This window comes from Neoluteolibacter marinus (assembly GCF_014904755.1).
GTDB lineage: Bacteria > Verrucomicrobiota > Verrucomicrobiia > Verrucomicrobiales > Akkermansiaceae > Haloferula > Haloferula marina.
The window spans coordinates 1-18,683 of the sequence record NZ_JACZFQ010000004.1 but is presented as its reverse complement, the minus strand read 5'-3'; the positions used below and the strand labels follow the sequence as shown (position 1 = coordinate 18,683).

The following is an 18,683-nucleotide window of genomic DNA, read 5'->3' as shown; positions in this document are numbered from 1 at the left end:
CCGATCACCCGCAGCCGCCGTGGAGCTCCCGGCGGCTGCAATTCCAATCCAACGCGCTGGCTAGAATTCCCCGCGGAACGAGCAGCGGGCGGTCGGGGTCTCGTAGATGACGATTTCCGCCAAGCCCGGCAGGTCGGGGGCCAGCTTCTTCCAGAACCATGCCGCCATCCGCTCGATGGTCGGGCTCTCCAGTCCCTCGATGTCGTTGAGGTAGCAGTGATCCATCAACTCCAGCAGCGGCTGCATCGCCTGGGAGATGCGTTTATGGTCGTAGACCCAGCCGATGGTTTCATCGACCTCGCCTTCGATCGAGATCTCCACCTTGAAGCTGTGGCCGTGCATCCGCCGGCACTTGTGGTCGTCCGGCAGGCTGGGCAAGGTGTGGGCGGCTTCGAAGCGGAAGTCTTTCGTCAGGCGGGCGCGCATGGCCCGGCCAGCGTGGCAGCCCGCCCGCCCGCCCGCAACCGCGGACTTATCTCTCCCATGGCGGGCACACGCATTCAGGGTTGGACCTTCGACGCCTGATGTTCAGTCTGCTCCCGCATGCCGGAATCCCGTCCCGTTGTCCTCATCCCGACTTACAATACCGGGCCGATCCTCCCCACGACGGTCGCCGCGGTTCTTGCCACCGGGGTGCCCGTGCGGGTGGTGGTGGACGGCTCCACCGACGGCTCGCCGGATTTGCTGGATCCCCTGCTCGCCGAGCCGCGGCTGGCGGTGCAGCGGATTGCCAAAAACGGCGGCAAGGGCGCGGCCATCCTGGCGGGCGTGAAGGAGGCCCTGGATGAGGGATTCACCCATGTCCTCTGCGTGGATGCCGACGGCCAGCACCCCGCGGACATGATCCCGCACTACTTCGAACTCTCCCGCCGCCATCCCGAAGCCGCGGTGTTCGGCCGGCCGATTTTCGACGCCTCCGCGCCCGCGCTGCGGGTCAACGGCCGCAAAATCTCCAATTTCTGGGCCAACCTCGAGACCATGGGCTGGGGCATCGACGACTCGCTCTTCGGCATGCGCCTCTACCCGGCGGCCGAGCTGCTGGCGGTCTTTGAAAGCACCTGCTTCGCCCGCCGCTTCGACTTCGACCCCGAGGTCGCGGTCCGCCTGGCCTGGCGGGGCGTGCCGATCCTCAACCAACCGACGCCCGTCCGCTACCTGAGCCAGGAGGAAGGTGGCGTCTCGCAGTTCCGCTACCTGCGCGACAACACCCTGCTGACCTGGATGCACGCGCGGCTGTTCGTTGGTTTCATCGCGCGCTTTCCTTGGCTTGCGCTGCGCGGGGAAAACCCGCTTCTTTCCCTCAGCCCGCCCGCCCCGTGACCGCCGATATCGCCAAGACGCTTTCCGCGCCCTTCCCCGGCATCTGGGACCGCTGCTACGTGTCGTCGAAAGTGAAGACCGACCCGCTTTACGGCGCGGTCCACGACGAACTCGGCGGATCCTCGCTGCCACTGCTCGACATCGGCTGCGGCCTCGGCCTCCTCGCCTTCTACCTGCGCGAGCGCGGGCTCAGTTTCCCGATCCGCGGCCTCGACTACGACGAGCGGAAAATCTCCTCCGCGACAAAGGTTTCCGCCGCGCTCCAATGCCCGGAAATGGATTTCGCCACCCACGACGCGCGGCAGGGGCTGCCGGAACACGCCGGCAATGTCACCATTCTCGACATCCTCCAGTTTTTCACTCCGGACGAGCAGCAGACCCTGCTCGGCCTCGCCGCCAGCCGGGTCGCCCCGGGCGGCAAGCTGGTGATCCGCTCCGGCCTGCGCGACGACTCGCGGCGCTTCAAGATCACGGTTTTCTGCGACTACATCGCCAAGGCGAGCTTCTGGATGAAGGCCGCGCCGACCCACTACCCGACCGCGGAAGATTTCGAGCGCGCCCTGTCCCCGCACGGCAAGGTCCGCATCCTGCCGCTGTGGGGCGGCACGCCCTTCAACAATCACCTCATCGTGATGGAGAAGTAGCGCGGCCGTCGAGGGCCTCGAGCGTTCCCTTCATCACCGCCGCGGCGACCGGCGTCGCCTCGTGCAGCAGCAGGATGTCGCCGGGCCCGGCATCGTCGGTGAGCGAGGCCACGATTTCCGGGACGTCGGTGCGCACGGCGTCGAAGCCGCGCCGGTTCCAGGCGACCAGCTCCAGCCCGCACTCCCGCAACACCGGATGGGTGAACCAGTTCCGGTGACCGGCCGGGGCCCGGTACCAGCGCGGCCGGACGCCGGTGACTTCCTCGATGACCTGGTTGCATCCGACGATCTCCCGCCGCGTGCGCCCCGGCCCCATGCCCCACATGAATGCCGCCGGGTGGGTCAGGGTGTGATTCCCCAGCTCATGGCCGCGCCGCAGGATCTCCCGGGCCAGCTCGGGGTGGCGCTTCACCTTCTCCCCGATCACGAAAAACACCGCCTTGCGATCGTGGCGGTCGAGGAGGTCGAGCAAGGCCGGCGTGTCGACCGGATCGGGACCGTCGTCGATCGTCAGCAGCACGTCCTTCCCTTCCACCCGCGTCGCCACCGGACCGAAGATCCGCGCGCCCGGCCGGAAAGTCCCCCAACACCAGAAACCCGCCACCAATGCCTGGAACGCAACGCCCCACGGCCAGCCGTTGACCCACCCGATGACCAGCGCGGGAACATGGGCCGCAATGGCCAGGAGCCACCGGAAACCCGTCGTCTGGAACAGCGGCCGGTTCATCAATTCCCCCCAAACGAGCCCCGCGGCGCCCAGTCCGTTGAGCAGGAATACCGCCCCCCACAACAGGACCGCCCAGCCGACCCCGCCATCCCGCAGCACGAAAAGCTGCAGGCATCCCCATCCGAGCAGCACCATTTCCCATCGCATCCACTGCCGGGAAGGTGAGCTGCCACCGATGACGAAGCCCAACACCTGCAGGGTCAGGAAAGCCAGCGGCACGACACCGCACCACGCCACACCGGCCCCGCCCAGGCGATGCAAGGCATCGAACACCGCCGCCCCCACCACCAGCGGCACGACCCACGAGTAGAATCGCCATTCCCCCCGGTGCAGGCCGCTGCCGGAAGCCATCCTCACGGCATCGCCCGCCGGCACTTTCAAGTCGCCGCCGAAGATCTCGAAGAACGGGGTCGCCGCCCGGTTCTGCTCCCGCCTTTCCAAGCTCCACCCCTTCATGCCTCGCTCCTTTCCCCGCGGCGCAGGACCGGTTCGAACACGAACCACTGCGACCAATGCGCCTTCACCACCCCGAGGATGGTCCCCGCCCAGACCGTCGTGCCGGAATCCTCGCCGCGTCCGCGCACCCGCGGCGGCAGCTCGACCGGCGCCTGCACCATGACCCGGTAGCGGCGCCAGCCGTCACGCAGGATGAACAAGGGAAAGCAAGGCGCCCCCGAGATCCGAGCAAGGTAAAGGGGGCCCCGCGGCAATCGCATTCTCAGGCCCGGCTCGACCTCCGCCTCCATCGGCGAGACTTCGAAGATCACGCGGTCGCCTTGCAAGGCCACCACATCGCCCTGCTGCAGGTAGCGGGCGAGCTCGACCCCGAGCATCTGGCCACCGGTATTGAAGCAGGTCTTGAAGTAGGGGTTCAGCCGTTCCTTCTCGGCGATCTCCGCCTCGCGGATCGCCTGCATTTCCGGCTCCCGCTCCGGCGCGCGCACGGCGTGGATGGTGCGCCCGAACATCGACGAGAACAGCGGCGCCGCCATGTCGTAGTTGCCCATGTGGGCGGTCAGGATCAGGCAGCCGTCCTTGCGCGACCGCAGGTCCTCGAAGTGCTCCAGGCCGTCGATCGCCCAGTCCACCTGCCCGGTGCCCGTCTCGACCCGCATGGCATCGACGAACGTGAAGGCGAAATTCAAGAATACCCGGTAGGCGCCGGCCGTCGCCCGGGCCCCCGACCACTCCGGGAACAAGGCCTGCAGGTTCCCCGCCACGGCCCGCCGTTGCGCCGCCGCGATCAGGAAAAACAACAGCGTCCACGGGGGCACCAGCACCGGTTCCAGGAACCACGGCGTCACCTTCAGCGCGCGCATCAGCAGGCGCGTCGGCAAGTCGCCGAAGATTCCCGCCCGCCGCCACCGGCTCTTCCTTGCTTCCTGTTCCGCCAAGCCGGCGAGCAAAGCGGGCGATGCCGCTTCGGGCAAGCCGCGCCTCGCCCGATTCGCCCGCCATGCCCGGCCGCCGGAAGATTGCCACGACGGTTCCTTGCACTGGTCCCGCCGGAAGGCATAGGTTTTAGGGAAATCCCTTGCTGCCATGTCGAAAAGCCCTCCCCGCCGTCCGCGGATTCTCGTTGTCACCCCCGAGATCACCTACCTGCCGGAAGGCATGGGCAACCTGGCGCAGCGGATGTGCGCCAAGGCCGGCGGTCTCGCCGACGTCTCCGCCTCGCTGGTCAAGGCGCTCTACGACCAGGGCGCGGACGTCCACGTCGCCTTGCCGAACTACCGCCGGATGTTCCACCTCGACGTCGCCAGCGTCTTTGACAACGAGTTCCAGAAGGTCAGCCGAGCGCTGCCGGAGCAACGCATCCACCTCGCCGAAGACCGCGTCTTCTACCACCGCTCCAGTGTCTACGGCGCGGAGAACCACCTGATCTCGCTGGCTTTCCAGCGCGAGGTGATCAACCACACCATCCCCCAGGTCAGGCCCGATCTCATCCACTGCAACGACTGGATGACCGGCCTGATCCCATCGGTCGCCCGCCGCCACGGCATTCCCTGCCTTTTCACCGTCCACAACATCCACTCCGAGCACCTGACGCTCGCCCACATCGAGGACCGCGGCATCGACGCCGCCGACTTCTGGCAGCAGCTCTACTACCGCCGGGCGCCGAAGTCCTACGAGGAAAGCCGTGGCAACAACCCGGTCGACCTGCTCACCAGCGGGATCTTCGCCGCCGACCACGTCAACACCGTCAGCCCCACCTTCCTCGAGGAGATCGTCCGCGGCAGCCACGGCTTCATCCCCGACGCGATCCGCAACGAACTTCGCGCAAAGGTGCACAGCGGCTGTGCCACCGGGATCCTGAACGCGCCCGACCCGGTCTTCGACCCGGCCACCGACCCCTACCTCACCCACCACTTCGGCCCCGACGACCACGCCCAGGGCAAGCGCCGCAACAAGCTCGAGCTGCAGGAGCGCCTCGGCCTCTACGGCGATCCCGACGTGCCGCTCTTCTTCTGGCCGTCGCGCCTCGATCCCGTCCAGAAGGGCTGCCAGCTGCTCGCTGAAATCCTCCACGGCCTGGTCACCCAGCACCGGCTGCAGATCGCCATCATCGCCAGCGGCAGCTACCAGGGCCACTTCCACAACATCGTCAACCAGCACCGCTTCCACGACCGCGTCGCGGTGCGGGAGTTCGACGAGGGCCTCTCGCACCTCGGCTACGCCGCCAGCGACTTCATCTTCATGCCGTCGTCCTTCGAGCCCTGCGGCCTGCCGCAGATGATCGCACCGAAATACGGCAGCCTGACCCTGGCCCACGACACCGGCGGCCTCCACGACACGGTGGAACCGCTCGATCTCGCCGCCGGCACCGGCAACGGCATCCGCTTCAACCACTTCAATGCCGGCGGGCTCCGCTGGGCCGTCGACGAGGCCGTCCGCTTCCACTGGCTCCCCGCCGAAGACAAGGCCCGCCACTTGTCGCGGATCATGACGGAGTCCGCGCAGCGCTTCAACCACGAGACCACCGCCGCCGCCTACATCAAGCGCTACGAGGAGATGCTGCAATCGACTGTCACCGCCTGATCCGCCGGGTCTTGCGATTTCGCCCCCCAGCTTGACAAGGCACCGGCAAGCACGGCGGAATTCCGTTGAATGAAATTGCACCTCGCTGGAATCGCCACCCTCGCCGCCGTCGTCGGCTTTGCCTCCGCCCACGCCGCGGACAATTCCCTCACTCCCATTGAAAAGCGGGAGGGCTGGAAGCTGCTATTCAACGGCAAGGACATGAAGGGCTGGAACAACTTCAAGTCGAAGGACATCCGCCCCGGCTGGAAGGTCATCGACGGCTCCCTCGTCTGCGCCGACCCCCACAATGCCGGGGATCTCTGCACCGCCGACGAGTACGATTGGTTCGAACTCGAGTTCGACTACAAGATGGAGAAGGGCGCCAACAGCGGCATCATCTATCACATCACCGAGCAGGAAGGCGCCGTCTGGGCCACCGGTCCGGAGATCCAGCTCGAGGACAATGCCAATGCCGCCGACCCGCAAAAGTGCGGCTGGCTCTACGCCCTCTACAAGCCCGCCGATGATCCCAAGACCGGCAAGCCGATCGACGCGACCAAGCCGGCCGGCGAGTGGGGCCACATCCGCATCGTCATCAGCCCGGAGAAGTGCGAGCACTACGTCAACGGCGTGAAGTACGTCGAATACGTGCTCGGCAGCGAGGACTTCAAGCAGCGCGTCGCCGCCAGCAAGTTCGGCTCGATGCCGAACTTCGCCAAGTCGGACAAGGGCTACATCGCCCTGCAAGGCGACCACGGCAGCGTCTCGTTCAAGAACATCAAGATCAAGGAGCTCAAGGCGAAGAAGTAATCACCCACGCGGAACCTCCTTCCGACGACGCGGCACCTGGCACCAGGTGCCGCGTTTTTTTGGCGCTGCCGATTCGCCAGCAGCGACTTTCCATTCCGCCGGAAAACACGGATCGGCTGGCATCGGCCGGCTTTTCCTGCACCTTGGCGGGATGCAATTCCAGGTGCTCCCGCTGCTCGCCGCGCTTGCTCTCCTGCCGGGGCACTCGGTGCCCGGCCCGATTCCGGCGGCCACCCGCGCCGCCTTCCAGCTCGCCCCGCATTACACCCGGTGCGAGATGGTCGGCGACTTCCCGGTGGTCTCGTCCGGCAAAGTCAGCGACTCCGCCCTGGCCGAGGCCGCCTGCACCGTGAAATCCATGCTCGCCGGCCGCGACGACATCCTCACCGCGATGGCGAACAACAAGGTCCGGCTCGCCGTCATGGCCACCACGGAGCGCACCTGCGATTTGCCAGAGCATTCCGACCTCACCCCGAAGGAATACTGGAACCGGCGTGCCCGCGGACTCGGCGCCACCCGCGATCGTCCCGCCGTCAGCTGCGGCGAGGAAAACCTGCTGAGCTGCCCCGGCGATCCGTACTCCACGGAGAGCATCATGGTCCATGAGTTCGCCCACGCGATCCACGAGATGGGCGTCAACACCCTCGATCCGACCTTCGACCGGCGCCTCAAGGAGACCTATAACGCCGCACTCAAGGCCGGCAAATGGAAGGACTGCTACGCCGCGGAGAACCACCACGAGTACTGGGCGGAGGCCGTCCAGTCGTGGTTCGGCACCAACCGCGAGAACGACGCCATCCACAACCACGTCAACACCCGGCAGGAGCTGGAGGAATACGATCCCGGCGTCGCCAAGCTCTGTGCGGAAGTCTTCCGTGACAACGCTTGGACCTACCGCCGCGCCGACGATCCTGCCCGCAAGGACGAGCCTCACCTCAAGAATCTCGACCGGGACAAGCTGCCCGTATTCGCCTGGTCCGAGGAAGAAAAGGCCGCCGCGAAAAAGTCTCCCTGACCCGGCAGGGCGACCGGTCAGGCGGGATCCCGGGGTTTTGCCGGCACCGCCTTCACCGCGCCGACGGAGATGCCGCCATCGACCAGCAAGGTCTGACCGGTCATGTAGGCGCTGGCATCGGAAGCGAGGAAAACCAGGGTCCCGTCGAGGTCGCCGGGCGCGCCGGGACGCTTCAAGGGGATGCGGTCGGTCAGGTATTCGACCCATCCCTCGTCCTCGTACATCACCGCGTTCTGGGCCGTCTTGAACCAGCCGGGAGCGAGACAATTCACGGTGATCCCGTGCTTCCCCCAATCATCCGCCAGCGACATCGTCAGCTGCTTGGTTCCGCCGCGACTGGCTCCGTACGGTGCGAGGCCGGCGTAGCCGTTGACGCAGGTGACGGATCCGATGTTGATGATGCGGCCGTAGCCGCGATCGACCATGCGCCGGGCAACGCCCTGGGCGACGAAAAACACGCCGCGGAGGTTCGTGTCGAGGATCAGGTTCCAGTCGTCCCAGGTCACTTCCAGCGCCGGCTTGCGGACGTTGCAGCCGGCGTTGTTGACGAGGATGTCGAGCTTGCCGGCCGCGGACCACGCGGCCTCGACCGCCGATTCGATGCTGTCCTTGTCGCGGACATCGAGGGCAACCGGCCACGCTTTCGCGCCCAGCGCCTCGATCCCTGCCACGGTTTCCGCGAGGTCCGCGGTTTTTCGTGCGGTGACCACGACGTCGGCCCCGGCCCGCGCCAGGGCGAGGGCGAAACCTTTGCCGAGGCCGCGCGAGGCTCCGGTCACGAGCGCGGATTTTCCGGTGAGATCGAAGGGATGCGTCATCAGTCTAGTTGCCGGTGATCAAAACTTTCAGCGCGCCGGGAGCCGCCGCCTGGACAAAGGCCTCGACGCCCCGCTCGAGGGCCACGGCCGCGGAAACGAGCGGCTTGACCCGGATTTCGCCGGCCGCGATTGCGGCGAGCGCGTCGGGATACTCCCCGGCGATCGCACAGCTCCCGAGCACGTCGAGTTCGCGGGTGACGACCAGTTGCAAGGGCAGGGCCACCGACGGCGCGAGGTTGCCGACCAGCACCACCCGGCCGCCTTTTCTCACGGAGCGCACGGCGAGATCGACGGTCGGCGTGGCACCGACGACCTCCATCGCCAGGTCGACCTCGGGCACCGGTGCGCCGCTCAGGATGCCCTGGTCCGCGCCCAGCTCGCGGGCAAGGTCGAGCCGGCCCTGATCGAGATCGACCGCGATGACTTCCGCCGCACCGGCGCGTTTCAAGGCCTGGATGACCAGCAGCCCGATGAGCCCGGCACCGACCACCAGCACCTTGGCTCCGCTCACGTCGCCGGCCCTGCGGACGGCATGCAGCGCCACCCCGACCGGCTCGGCGAAGGCCGCCTCCTCGAAGGACAGCCCTTCGGGCAAGCGGTGCAGGATCCGCCGGGGAACCGTGACGAACTCGGCGAAGGCGCCGTCCCGGCGGAACTCCGCACAGGCGACGCCCACGACCTGGCGGGAGTCGCAAAGATTGACCCTGCCTTCGCGGCAGTAGCTGCACTCGCCGCACCAGACGGTGGAGTCGAAGGTGACGCGGTCCCCCTCGCTCCAGTCTTCCACCCCTTCACCGACCGCGTCGATGACGCCGCTCGCCTCGTGGCCCATCACGACCGGAGGGATGCGGCGGCCGCTGCTGCCGTCCATGCCGTGGAGGTCGCTGCCGCAGATGCCGCAGGCTTTCACCCGCAACCTCACCTCGCCCGGACCAGGCGATGGGACGGGCAGATCGACGACCGCCAGCTGCGATGCCGCGACCAGTTGCAGGGCTTTCATTGACCGGCCTTTTCAAGGTCGCGCACTTCGACGCGGGCCCACCACTCCTTGAAGGAGTCGATGAAAACGTGGTGATCCGGATCCTCCTGATAGGCGTCCTGGGCGGCGACCGACTCGAAGGTCATGGTGATCGCGTAGTCCCAGGATTGGTCGACCACCGGCCGCTCCATCACCTTCGCCGGCACGGCCCAGAAGCCGCCGACCAGTCCCTTGAGCTTGAACAGGCTGGAAAGCCCCTCCTCGAAGGCCTTGAGATCGGCCTCGTTCTTGTGCTCGTCCTTCAGCCAGAAATACACGTGATGCTCCATACCCCGGGGATCTAGGCCACCCCGGGCGCCGGGGCAAGCGCGGGGGCTGTCTTGCGACCTCTCCCCGGCGCCAGCCACCCGCCGGGACCGCCTACTTCTTCTTCCGCAGGAAGGCGGGCACGTCGAGATCCTCGCCTTCGAACAGGCTCGGCGAGGCGCCCTCGAAGCGGCCCCGCGGACCGCCGTCGAAGCTGAGTTCCCCTTGTCCCTTGGCGCCCCCCGGCTTCGACTTGGCGATGGCCGCCATTTTCTCCGGGGCCGGCGGCGCCTCGATCTCGCCGAAATCGTCGTCCAGCTCGTCGTCGAGATCATCGAACACCCCGGGAAGGATCACCGGCACCTCGTCCTCGTCCTTTTTCTTCAAATCCGGGAGTTCCTCCTCGACCTCTTCCTTCTCGTCGTTGCTGACGGAGAAGAAGGCGGGTTCCTCGTCCTCTTCCTCGATGACCTCTTCCTCCTCGACGACAGCCTGCACCGGTTCCTCGGGTTCGATCGCCACGGGCTCCTCTTCCACTTCCTCGACGTCCTCCACCTCGGGCTCGTCCGCGCTGAAATCCCCGGCCCGGCCGGCGAAGTCCGCGGTCTCGGCGACTTCCTGCGGCAACTTGCGGTCCACGGTGAACGGCGACGGCTCCGGCTCGGCGAATGGCATCTCGTCCTCTTCCTTCGCCGCGGCAGGCTTCTGCTTCGACTTGAAATCCGCCACCACCGGTTCCGGATCCCGGAACAGCGGCTCGGTCGCCACCGCGGCCACCGACTTCTTCGGGGCCGGCGGTCGCACGGCCACCGGCTCGGGCTCCTCGTCCGCTTCGTCGTTGGCGAAGCCGTCGCTTGGCTCGAGCAGGGCCGGCTTCTCGACCGGTGCCGAGCGGGTGGCATAGAGGCGATCTTCCGGCAGCGAGCTGACCATGGTGATGCTCAGCGAGTCGCCCATGCCCGGATCGACCGCCGCGCCGAACAGGACGTGGGCTTTCTCCGGCACGTATTTGGAAAGGCTCTGCATCAACAGCTCGATCTCATACAGGGTGAGATCCTCGCCGCCACAGAGATGAACCAGCACGGTCTCGGCATCCTTGAGCAGCGAACCCTGGTCGAGCAGCGGGCTGGAAAGGGCATTGCGCAGGGCCTTCGACGCGCGGTCCTTGCCGGTGGCAATCCCGGAGCCGAAGAGGCAGCGCGAACGGGTCGTGCGCAGCGCGCTCATCAGGTCGTCGAGGCCGACGTTGATCAGACCCGGCCGGATGACCAGGCGGATCACCGCCTTGATACTCTCCGAGATCATGCGGTCGGCGGAAGCGAAGGCTTCGTGGATCCCCTGCTTGGCGAGAACCAGCTCACCCATCCGGTTGTTGTCGAAGGTGACCAGGGCATTCGACAGCACCGCCAGTTCGTTGAGCGAGGTGTCCGCCTGCTCGCGGCGGCGACGACCTTCGAAGCTGAAGGGCATGGTCGCGAAGACGACGACGAAAGCACCCTCCTCGCGGGCGATGCGACAGATGATCGGCGCCGCGCCGGATCCGGTGCCGCCGCCGAGGCCGACACAGAGGAAAACGATCCTGCGCCCCTTGAGCGCGGCCCGCACCTCGTTCTCCGCCTCCAGCATCGCCTGCTGGCCGAGCTCGGGGTCACCGCCGGCCCCGAGGCCCTTGGTGAGATTGCGGCCGAGCTGGATGCGGTCACGGGCGACCGACCCGGAAAGCGTCCGGATGTCGGTGTTGACGGCGAGCATCTCCGCCCCGTCCATGCCGTCGAGAACGACGCGGTCGAGCATGTTTGCCCCCGCACCGCCGAGTCCGACGATCTTCACGGAGGAGGATGGAATGGTGTTCTGGGGGTCGCGTGGGAATTCGATCATGGCTTTCGAGGTGGACGGCACAGCCGCCATGTTGAGGAGTTATCGGGAAAAGGGCCAAAGGACGTTGCCGAGCTTGCGGAACACGCCGCGTTTGGGTTCGCGCTCGGCTTCGATGATCTGCGCGTAGCGGATCAGACCGATCGCCGTGGTGAATTGGGGGTCCTTGAAATTCGCTTGCACGCCGCTGAGCTCCGGCGGCTCCGGGCGGTAGATGTCACGGTGGAAAATGTCGTGGGCCAGCTCGCCGAAGCCGCGCATCAGGCTGCTGCCACCGGACAGGAACACGCCGGTGCCGACCCGCTCCATCGCTCCTTCAGGCAGACGGCGCAACAGCAGCCGCATGGTTTCCTCCATCCGCTGGCGGATGATGTCGTTGAGCAGCTGCCGCTTCACCTCGGCTTCGGCAAAACCCTTCTCGTCGGCCACCTTGATCGTGCCGACCGAGCGGGCGGGATCGGCGGAGGCGTCGCCCTCGCGAACCTTGAGCATCTCGGCCTTTGAAAAGGCGAGTCCCGTCACCAGATGGATGTCGTTGGTGATGTGGTCGCCGCCCACCGGGATGCAGCCGGACGCCTCGATCGCCCCGTCGAGGTAGAGCACGTAGTCGGTGGTGCCACCACCGATGTCGATCACCAGTGCCCCGCGCTCCTTCGCCTCGCGGTCGAGCGCGACCTGGGCGGAGGCGATGGGCGAGAAGACCAGGTCGTCGATGTCGAGCGGCATTTCCCGGACGCACTTGATCTGGTTCTCGATCCGCGAGCGGATGCCGTGGACGACGTGGAAATCGGCGTCCACCGTCTTGCCGGATAGCCCCACCGGCGAGGTCGCGTGCTCAAAGCCGTCGACGCCGAAACGCCGGATGATATGGTGGAGGTAAACGTGGTCGGGCGGGATCGCCACCGACCGGGCGATCTCCTTCGCCTCCTGGACGTGGGAGTGCTCGATGACGGACTCATCGTCCGGCAGGCGGTAGCTGCCGCGGTTGTTGATCCCCTGGATGTGAGCGCCGGTGACGGCGAGGTAGACGCTGCCGATCTCCACATCGCTGGCGTCCTCGGCTTTCACCAGGGCGTCCTTCACGCAGGCACGGACCTGGGGGAAATCATAGATCTCCCCCTTGCGCACTCCCACGGCCTTCGACTGGCCGACCCCGAGGATTTTCACGGAGCCGTCCGACTTCACTTCTCCGACCACCATGCAAATCTTGCTGGTGCCGATTTCGAGGCCGACGTGGATTTTCGAGCGTGCCATTGGGTGGGTTCAGCGATTGAGAAGATTCTGGAGATCCCGGGCGCGGCGATCCGGCGCGGTCACGGGTTCGGGTTCGTCGATGAGTATCGCCCGTGGCGCGCTCTCCCCGCGGAGAGCGACCGGGATGTTTTTCTCGGGGATGAGCTCGATCGACTCGATCACTTCCCCCTCCTCCCGGGCATCTTCGAGAACTGCCTTCAAGTCCTTCATCTGGCGCTCGTGGTCGCCGAGACCGAAGGTTGCCAGCGTGCCGTCGCGGGAGCGGAGGTCAAGGGACCAGCTGCGGCTCTGGACCAGGGTGTCGATCCACTCCGGCGCGCTTTCGATCTCGTTGCAGGCGACCTTGTAAAGGCGCATCAGCCGCTCGTACTCCGGATGATCGATCCGGGCGCCCGCCACCGGGACTTCGCCGCCCTCGCCCAGCTCCACCACCGGCAACTTCGAGGCTTCCTCGAACATCGCCGCCGGACAGTGGAACAGGTAGCCGAGCCGATCGACCAGCAGGCCGCTGCCGGGGTCGCGCGGGGCGATGCCGTGGGAGGCACTGGAAATCCACACCCGCGGTTTGCGCGGGACCACGTCGACGACCAGCGTCCCGGGGAACTCACGGCGCACGCTTGCACCGGCGATCTCCGGCAGGGCATAGAGCCGGGCCTCGATGTCCGCGGCGTCGCAATCGAACAAGCTCCCCTTCAGGTTGATGCCGGAGAGCTTCGCGAAGGCGCGCTCGTCGAGGATCGGGTTCGGGCTGAGCTGGATCGTTTGCAGGCGGAACTTCTCGTTCTCCATCAGCCCGTGGCGGATCCCGTAGCGGGCACCCCAGACCGCCGCCCCGATGAGACCGAGAACCAGCGCGAAGCGGACGAGCTTGCGGCAGGACTTGAGGATCCCGAACCAGATGATGCGCGGCGACACGACATTCGCCTGCAACACCTTCACCTGGCGGCGGTGCTGAACCTTGGAAGTGCGGCGTTTGAGCATGGTGGTCGGAGGGTTAGGTTCGGAGCTCGAGCGAAAGCGCGGCGATCTTGAGGCAGAGGGCGGTGAAGTCGATCCCGTGGGCCGCCGCCGACTTGGGCAAGAGACTCGTCTCGGTCATCCCGGGGATGGTGTTGGCCTCAAGGACGAAGGGATTGCCGTCGGCGTCGAGAAGGACGTCGACCCGCGAGTAGATTTCCAGGCCGAGGGACCGGTGGCCGGCTAGCGCCGCTTCCTGGACCCGGCGCGTGGTCGCCTCGTCGAGGTCGGCGGGACAGTAGTAGTCGCTGCCTTTGCCCCCGCCGAGCCACGGGTACTTGTTCGCCATGTCGTAGAAGCCGTCGCGCGGCGCAATGTGGACGATGGGCATGGCGACGTCGTCGAGAACCCCGACCGTCAGCTCCTTGCCCTCAACGAAAGATTCAACCAGCACGTCGTTGCCGAACTTCGCGGCGGCTTCCATCGCGGAAAGCGCCTGTGCGGCCTCCTTGACGATCGTCACGCCGACGCTCGACCCTTCACGCGGCGGCTTGACCACGAATGGCACCGGGATCGACGGCAAGCGGGGGCCGTCCGAAACGTCGACGATCTCGGAAACAGGAGTCGGCACCCCGGCGGCGAGGAATTTCGCCTTGGCGAGATTCTTGTCGAAGGCGATGCGGCTGCTTTCGACCCCCGCGCCGGTGTACGGCACACCCCGGTCCTCGAGGATCTGCTGGAGCTGTCCGTCCTCGCCGAAGGTGCCATGAATGACGATGTAGGCCAGGCCGGTGCCCTCGGGCAGTTCGAAGTCCGGACTTTTCACGTCCACCCCGACCGCGCGGCACCCGGCCGCTTGCAGCGCCTTGAGGACGGCAGTTCCGGACGCCAGCGAAACCTCGCGCTCCGAGCCTGGACCGCCCATCAGGACGGCGATGAGGAGATTGTCGGGAATCATGTTCAGAAGGTGAATTCGTCTTCGCCGAGGACCTTGACCTCGGTCTCCAGTTCGATGCCGCGGGTGTCGCGAGCCACCGCCTTGATCCGGTTGATCATCGCAAGCACTTCGCTTGCCGTCGCCCCGCCACCGTTGACGATGAAATTGCCGTGGACTTCGGACACCCGGGCCTTGCCCTCGTTGCAGCCTTTCAGGCCGAGTTCATCGACCAGCTTGCCCGCCGGGGTCTCGCCCGGATTCTTGAAAATGCACCCGGCACTCGCGGCAACCGGTTGGGAGCTGCGGCGCTTGGCCCGCGAGGCGTCCCAGCGCGCCTGGATCGCCTCCTTGTCGTCAGGAGTGCCCTCGAAAACCGCCTGCAAGGCGAAGTTCCGCCGCAGCTCGGGGACGTCGCGGTAGTTTGCCACGATCTCCTCGCGGCTGCGCTCGCGGATCTCCCCGTCCTCATCGAGGAAGGTCACGCTGACCACCTGGTCGAAGGTCTCCACGCCCATCGCGCCGGCATTCATCCGCAGCGCCCCGCCGACATTCCCGGGAATGCCTTCCATCCATTCGAAGCCACCGATCCCCGCGGCCTGGGCGACGCTTGCCAGCTTCTTGAGCCGCACCCCGGCACCCGCGATGATCCTGCCGTTCTCGGCGTGGCATTCGCTGAAAACACCGCCGCTCGGATGAACGACCGCGCCGCGGATGCCACCGTCGCGCACCAGCAGGTTCGATCCCCGACCGACCACCCGCAGGGCCACCCCGCGCTCGCGGCAATAGTTCACCACTTCCGCGAACGCCTCGAAGGTGTGCGGTTCGATCCAGAACTGCGCCGGACCGCCGACCAGCATGGTGGTGTGGCGGCGCATCGGCTCATAGAGACGGGCATCCATGTCGCCGCGCGGGACGAGCTGCAGCATCTCTTCCAGTATCTTCAGATCGCGGGCGATCCGGGTTCCCGCCTCGTGGACATTTCCCGCCCCCAGCGTGATCAGCAAATCGCCGGGCTCGAGGGAATTCCCGACCGTGTGGTGGGCCGTCGCAAGATCGGGCAGGGAGATCACGTGATCAGCGTCGAGGCGCTTGGCCGCGTCGACGATCGTCGCCCCGCTGACGCCGGGAATCGGCAATTCGCTCGCCGGATAGACATCGGTCACGAACACCTTGTCCGCCGCCTGCAGCACCTGCCCGAAGTCGTCGGCCAGCGCCTGCGTCCGCGTGAAGCGGTGCGGCTGGAACAGCACCACGACCCGGCCCGGCTTCAGCGAGCGCGCGGTCTGCAAGGTCGCCGCCACCTCGGTGGGATGATGGCCGTAGTCGTCGACAATGCGGACTCGCGGCGAAAGGTACTTCGTTTCGAAGCGCCGCTTCGCCCCGGCAAAGGTGTTCAGGGCCCGCGAAACCAGCGTGAAGTCGGCACCGAGCCGATCCGCGGTGGCGATCGCCGCCAACGCGTTGAGCACATTGTGGCGGCCGGGAATGCCGAGCTCGACGTCGCCGAGGATCTGGCCGTTGCGGACCACGGTGAACGCGGTGGCGCCCCGCAACTCACGGATTTCCGCGGCCGTGTAGTCGGCGCCCGACCAGCCGTAGCTCACCGGCTGCAACGACTTCCCGGCGACCTCGCTGGCCACCGGGCATTCCTTGCAATAGACAACCGGACCCGAGGTCTGGGCCACCAGGGTGGAAAAGACCTCCTTGATCTCGCCGAGGTCCTTGTAGTGATCGAGATGCTCGGCCTCGATATTGAGGATGATCGAGCAAGCCGGACGATACAGCGCCAGGGTCCCGTCGCTCTCGTCCCCTTCCGCGACCATCCATGGCCCTTCCTCCGACCAGCGTGCGTTGGCTCCGAGCACCGGGATTTCGGCGCCGACGTAGTGGCTCGGGTGCAGGTGCGCCTCGCGCAGGGCGTGGGCGATCATCGACGAGGTCGTCGTTTTGCCGTGCGTCCCGGAAACCACGATTCCCTGGCGGGTGTGAAGGATCGCCGCGAGGCACTCGGCGCGGCGGATCAGCTTGATCCCGGCCGCCTTTGCCGCGGCGTACGCGGGGTTGTCCGGACGGATGGCCGAGGAATAGACCACGACATCGGCGCCCTGCACCGCCTCGGCGGTGTGCGGCGAGGAAAACTCCAGGCCGAGCTTCTGCATCCGCTCGGTCTCGCCGGACGTCACCCGGTCCGAGCCGCTGACCCGGTGTCCCATTCCCATCAACAGCAACGCCAGGCCGCTCATGCCGGATCCCGCCACCCCGATGAGATGGATGCGCAGCGGGTGGGCACGCTCGGTCAGTTTCTGGCTCAGCTCGTTCATTTCCGGGAAAGGGTCGCCTCGATCGCGTCGCAGACCCGCGCGGCGGCGTCGGGCAGGGCGATCGAACGCGCCGCTTGTGCCATGCGTTCGCGGGTTTGCAAATCACTCATCAAGGTCGTGACGCGCGCCGCCAGTTTGCCGGCATCCAGCGCCGCTTCCGGCTCGAGAAAGGCGGCTCCGGCCTGTGAAAACACTTCGCCGTTCCGCGTCTGGTGGTCGTCGGCCGCGTAGGGATACGGCACCAGGATCGACGGCAAGCCGAGGAAGGCCAACTCGGTCATGCTCGACGCCCCGGAACGGGAAAGCACCGCATCCGCCACCGCATACGCCGCCGGCATGTTGTCGCAAAACCCGATCACCCGGTAGCCTTCGCGACCCGCCGCCTCTTCCACCACCCGCGCCTCGTCGAGCGGGCCGGCGATGTGCAGCACCTGCGTGCCGGCCGGAAATTGCGAAAAAGCCTCCGCCACCAGCGAGTTCAGGCGGCGCGCCCCCTGACTACCACCGGTGACCATCAAGGTCGGCCGGGAGGGATCAAGGCCGAACATCGCGGCGGCATCCTTGCGGCTCGGCAAGCTGCGCATTTCCGCCCGCACCGGGGTTCCGGTCAAAACCACGTCCTTGCCGGGGAAATAGCTCCGGGCCGCATCCACCCCGACGAAAATCTTGCTGCAAAACCTCGCGGTCAGGCGGTTTGCCTTGCCGGGCAGGGCATTGGAATCGTGCACGAACGATGGCACCCCGGCGCGTTTGCCCGCCCAGCAGGGTGGCAGCGAGGTGAAACCGCCCATGCCGAGCACCGCATCCGCCTTGAATTCCTTCACCAGCCCGACGCAGCGACCCATCGTTCGCCAGAGCTTCAAGAGGAAGGGCAGCATCTTCGGCGACAGGGTCGCCGGCTTGCCGATCGCCGGAATCGTCTCAAAGCGGTACTGCGGGTACTTCCGCCGCGCCTCCTGATCGATTTTCTTCTCGGAAACCAGCAGCAACACCTGCCCGCCCCGCGCCGTCAACTCCTCCGCAACGGCAAGCCCCGGGAAGAGATGCCCTCCAGTTCCGCCGCACGCGATGATGACCGACGCTTGCCCGCTTTTTTGTTCCATAGTCCGGTGTCCCGAGACCCCGGGCCAGTTGCCGCGCGGCCACGGCAAAGAATGCAACATTTCTTGATTATCAGGCAATATCCAAAACGCCCCGTTAGACGGAAAGCCCCGGAACCTGTTGGACTCGCCGCCACCCGGGATCGAGCTCCGGCCACCCTCCGGCAAACCGGCAACCTGCACCCCGGAATTCTTCGCAAAATCCCCGCCGATTTTGCGAACCATGAATCGAAAATCCACCATTCCATCTTAGATCACCGCCACCAACCTTCATCAAACTGACTATTAAGGCATCTAAATCAATTTCGCATTCCCAACCTATCCCATTGATTTTCAGCAAGAATGCAACCCGGCCAGCAAAAGTCCGAAAACGGGAAGCATATCTCACCCTACGCAATCACGTCATGAGAAACATCTTGTCCCGAAATGCGTCCGGGTGTTGGATGACCCCCGTTCTTCACGAACATACCCGAGCTGCCGGAAGCCCCCCGACCGATGGCAAAGGTGTCCGACGAGCCGACCACGGGACGCCCCCCAATCCCGAGGCCGGCTCGCCAGTAAAACGGCCAATCCCCCCACGGTCCATTGGCCCGACTATT

The 18,683-nt window shown here is 66.3% G+C and carries 17 protein-coding genes; 5 read left to right on the top strand and 12 right to left on the bottom strand.

The window, feature by feature from the left end:
- Positions 1 to 60: 60 nt before the first annotated feature.
- Positions 61 to 426, bottom strand: coding sequence for a 6-carboxytetrahydropterin synthase QueD (gene queD / locus IG178_RS01130; RefSeq protein WP_193210649.1), 366 nt, complete (start codon positions 424 to 426; stop codon positions 61 to 63).
- Positions 427 to 543: 117 nt separating this feature from the next.
- On the opposite strand from queD, the gene IG178_RS01125 reads away from it, so the two are divergent.
- Positions 544 to 1,320, top strand: coding sequence for a glycosyltransferase family 2 protein (locus tag IG178_RS01125; RefSeq protein WP_193210648.1), 777 nt, complete (start codon positions 544 to 546; stop codon positions 1,318 to 1,320).
- Positions 1,317 to 1,964: a methyltransferase domain-containing protein gene (locus IG178_RS01120; protein ID WP_193210647.1), complete on the top strand. Its 648-nt coding sequence runs from the start codon at positions 1,317 to 1,319 to the stop codon at positions 1,962 to 1,964. The genes IG178_RS01125 and IG178_RS01120 overlap by 4 nt, the downstream gene beginning before the upstream one ends.
- Here IG178_RS01120 and IG178_RS01115 read toward each other — a convergent pair.
- Positions 1,945 to 3,147, bottom strand: coding sequence for a polysaccharide deacetylase family protein (locus IG178_RS01115; RefSeq protein WP_193210646.1), 1,203 nt, complete (start codon positions 3,145 to 3,147; stop codon positions 1,945 to 1,947). The genes IG178_RS01120 and IG178_RS01115 overlap by 20 nt on opposite strands.
- On the bottom strand, positions 3,144 to 4,235 hold the full coding sequence (locus IG178_RS01110) for an LpxL/LpxP family acyltransferase (protein WP_193210645.1): 1,092 nt from the start codon (positions 4,233 to 4,235) through the stop codon (positions 3,144 to 3,146). The genes IG178_RS01115 and IG178_RS01110 overlap by 4 nt, the downstream gene beginning before the upstream one ends.
- On the opposite strand from IG178_RS01110, the gene IG178_RS01105 reads away from it, so the two are divergent.
- The 3 genes from IG178_RS01105 (at position 4,234) to IG178_RS01095 (ending at position 7,537) form a co-directional block, all read left to right on the top strand.
- The gene (locus tag IG178_RS01105; RefSeq protein ID WP_193210644.1) at positions 4,234 to 5,730 is read left to right on the top strand and encodes a glycogen synthase; all 1,497 of its coding nucleotides are present in this window, start codon (positions 4,234 to 4,236) and stop codon (positions 5,728 to 5,730) included. The two genes, IG178_RS01110 and IG178_RS01105, sit on opposite strands and share 2 nt — an antisense overlap.
- A gap of 69 nt (positions 5,731 to 5,799) precedes the next feature.
- Complete coding sequence (locus IG178_RS01100; protein ID WP_193210643.1) at positions 5,800 to 6,522, top strand: 3-keto-disaccharide hydrolase; 723 nt, start codon at positions 5,800 to 5,802, stop codon at positions 6,520 to 6,522.
- 151 nt (positions 6,523 to 6,673) lie between these two features.
- On the top strand, positions 6,674 to 7,537 hold the full coding sequence (locus tag IG178_RS01095) for a hypothetical protein (protein WP_193210642.1): 864 nt from the start codon (positions 6,674 to 6,676) through the stop codon (positions 7,535 to 7,537).
- 17 nt (positions 7,538 to 7,554) lie between these two features.
- Here IG178_RS01095 and IG178_RS01090 read toward each other — a convergent pair whose 3' ends face one another.
- The 9 genes from IG178_RS01090 to murG all read right to left on the bottom strand — a co-directional run bounded on the left by IG178_RS01090 (position 7,555) and on the right by murG (position 18,087).
- Positions 7,555 to 8,355, bottom strand: a complete 801-nt coding sequence (locus IG178_RS01090) for an SDR family NAD(P)-dependent oxidoreductase (protein ID WP_193210641.1) — start codon at positions 8,353 to 8,355, stop codon at positions 7,555 to 7,557.
- A gap of 4 nt (positions 8,356 to 8,359) precedes the next feature.
- Positions 8,360 to 9,355, bottom strand: a complete 996-nt coding sequence (locus IG178_RS01085) for a galactitol-1-phosphate 5-dehydrogenase (RefSeq protein WP_193210640.1) — start codon at positions 9,353 to 9,355, stop codon at positions 8,360 to 8,362.
- Entirely contained in the window at positions 9,352 to 9,663 is a 312-nt protein-coding gene (locus IG178_RS01080; protein WP_193210639.1) for a Dabb family protein, read from the bottom strand. Before IG178_RS01080 ends, IG178_RS01085 begins: the two co-directional genes overlap by 4 nt.
- Before the next feature lie 91 nt (positions 9,664 to 9,754).
- Positions 9,755 to 11,518 (bottom strand): cell division protein FtsZ, encoded by a 1,764-nt coding sequence (locus IG178_RS01075; RefSeq protein WP_193210638.1) that lies wholly within the window; start codon positions 11,516 to 11,518, stop codon positions 9,755 to 9,757.
- Between the two features lie 39 nt (positions 11,519 to 11,557).
- Positions 11,558 to 12,769, bottom strand: coding sequence for a cell division protein FtsA (ftsA, locus tag IG178_RS01070; RefSeq protein WP_193210637.1), 1,212 nt, complete (start codon positions 12,767 to 12,769; stop codon positions 11,558 to 11,560).
- A 9-nt stretch (positions 12,770 to 12,778) separates the two neighbouring features.
- On the bottom strand, positions 12,779 to 13,750 hold the full coding sequence (locus IG178_RS01065) for a cell division protein FtsQ/DivIB (protein WP_193210636.1): 972 nt from the start codon (positions 13,748 to 13,750) through the stop codon (positions 12,779 to 12,781).
- A gap of 13 nt (positions 13,751 to 13,763) precedes the next feature.
- On the bottom strand, positions 13,764 to 14,684 hold the full coding sequence (locus tag IG178_RS01060; RefSeq protein ID WP_193210635.1) for a D-alanine--D-alanine ligase: 921 nt from the start codon (positions 14,682 to 14,684) through the stop codon (positions 13,764 to 13,766).
- Between the two features lie 2 nt (positions 14,685 to 14,686).
- On the bottom strand, positions 14,687 to 16,984 hold the full coding sequence (gene murC / locus IG178_RS01055) for a UDP-N-acetylmuramate--L-alanine ligase (RefSeq protein WP_193210634.1): 2,298 nt from the start codon (positions 16,982 to 16,984) through the stop codon (positions 14,687 to 14,689).
- A complete protein-coding gene (gene murG / locus IG178_RS01050; protein ID WP_193210633.1) occupies positions 16,981 to 18,087 on the bottom strand; it encodes an undecaprenyldiphospho-muramoylpentapeptide beta-N-acetylglucosaminyltransferase in 1,107 nt (368 codons plus the stop codon). The genes murC and murG overlap by 4 nt, the downstream gene beginning before the upstream one ends.
- Between the last annotated feature and the right edge of the window lie 596 nt (positions 18,088 to 18,683).

Bases quoted from the DNA above. Each gene is read 5' to 3' on its own strand.
- queD (WP_193210649.1), bottom strand. From the start codon at position 426: ATGCGCGCCCGCCTGACGAAAGACTTCCGCTTCGAAGCCGCCCACACC.
- IG178_RS01065 (WP_193210636.1), bottom strand. From the start codon at position 13,750: ATGCTCAAACGCCGCACTTCCAAGGTTCAGCACCGCCGCCAGGTGAAG.
- murG (WP_193210633.1), bottom strand. From the start codon at position 18,087: ATGGAACAAAAAAGCGGGCAAGCGTCGGTCATCATCGCGTGCGGCGGA.
- IG178_RS01060 (WP_193210635.1), bottom strand. From the start codon at position 14,684: ATGATTCCCGACAATCTCCTCATCGCCGTCCTGATGGGCGGTCCAGGC.
- IG178_RS01075 (WP_193210638.1), bottom strand. From the start codon at position 11,518: ATGATCGAATTCCCACGCGACCCCCAGAACACCATTCCATCCTCCTCC.
- IG178_RS01110 (WP_193210645.1), bottom strand. From the start codon at position 4,235: ATGGCAGCAAGGGATTTCCCTAAAACCTATGCCTTCCGGCGGGACCAG.
- IG178_RS01105 (WP_193210644.1), top strand. From the start codon at position 4,234: ATGTCGAAAAGCCCTCCCCGCCGTCCGCGGATTCTCGTTGTCACCCCC.
- IG178_RS01100 (WP_193210643.1), top strand. From the start codon at position 5,800: ATGAAATTGCACCTCGCTGGAATCGCCACCCTCGCCGCCGTCGTCGGC.
- IG178_RS01095 (WP_193210642.1), top strand. From the start codon at position 6,674: ATGCAATTCCAGGTGCTCCCGCTGCTCGCCGCGCTTGCTCTCCTGCCG.
- ftsA (WP_193210637.1), bottom strand. From the start codon at position 12,769: ATGGCACGCTCGAAAATCCACGTCGGCCTCGAAATCGGCACCAGCAAG.
- IG178_RS01090 (WP_193210641.1), bottom strand. From the start codon at position 8,355: ATGACGCATCCCTTCGATCTCACCGGAAAATCCGCGCTCGTGACCGGA.
- murC (WP_193210634.1), bottom strand. From the start codon at position 16,984: ATGAACGAGCTGAGCCAGAAACTGACCGAGCGTGCCCACCCGCTGCGC.
- IG178_RS01125 (WP_193210648.1), top strand. From the start codon at position 544: ATGCCGGAATCCCGTCCCGTTGTCCTCATCCCGACTTACAATACCGGG.
- IG178_RS01085 (WP_193210640.1), bottom strand. From the start codon at position 9,355: ATGAAAGCCCTGCAACTGGTCGCGGCATCGCAGCTGGCGGTCGTCGAT.
- IG178_RS01080 (WP_193210639.1), bottom strand. From the start codon at position 9,663: ATGGAGCATCACGTGTATTTCTGGCTGAAGGACGAGCACAAGAACGAG.
- IG178_RS01115 (WP_193210646.1), bottom strand. From the start codon at position 3,147: ATGAAGGGGTGGAGCTTGGAAAGGCGGGAGCAGAACCGGGCGGCGACC.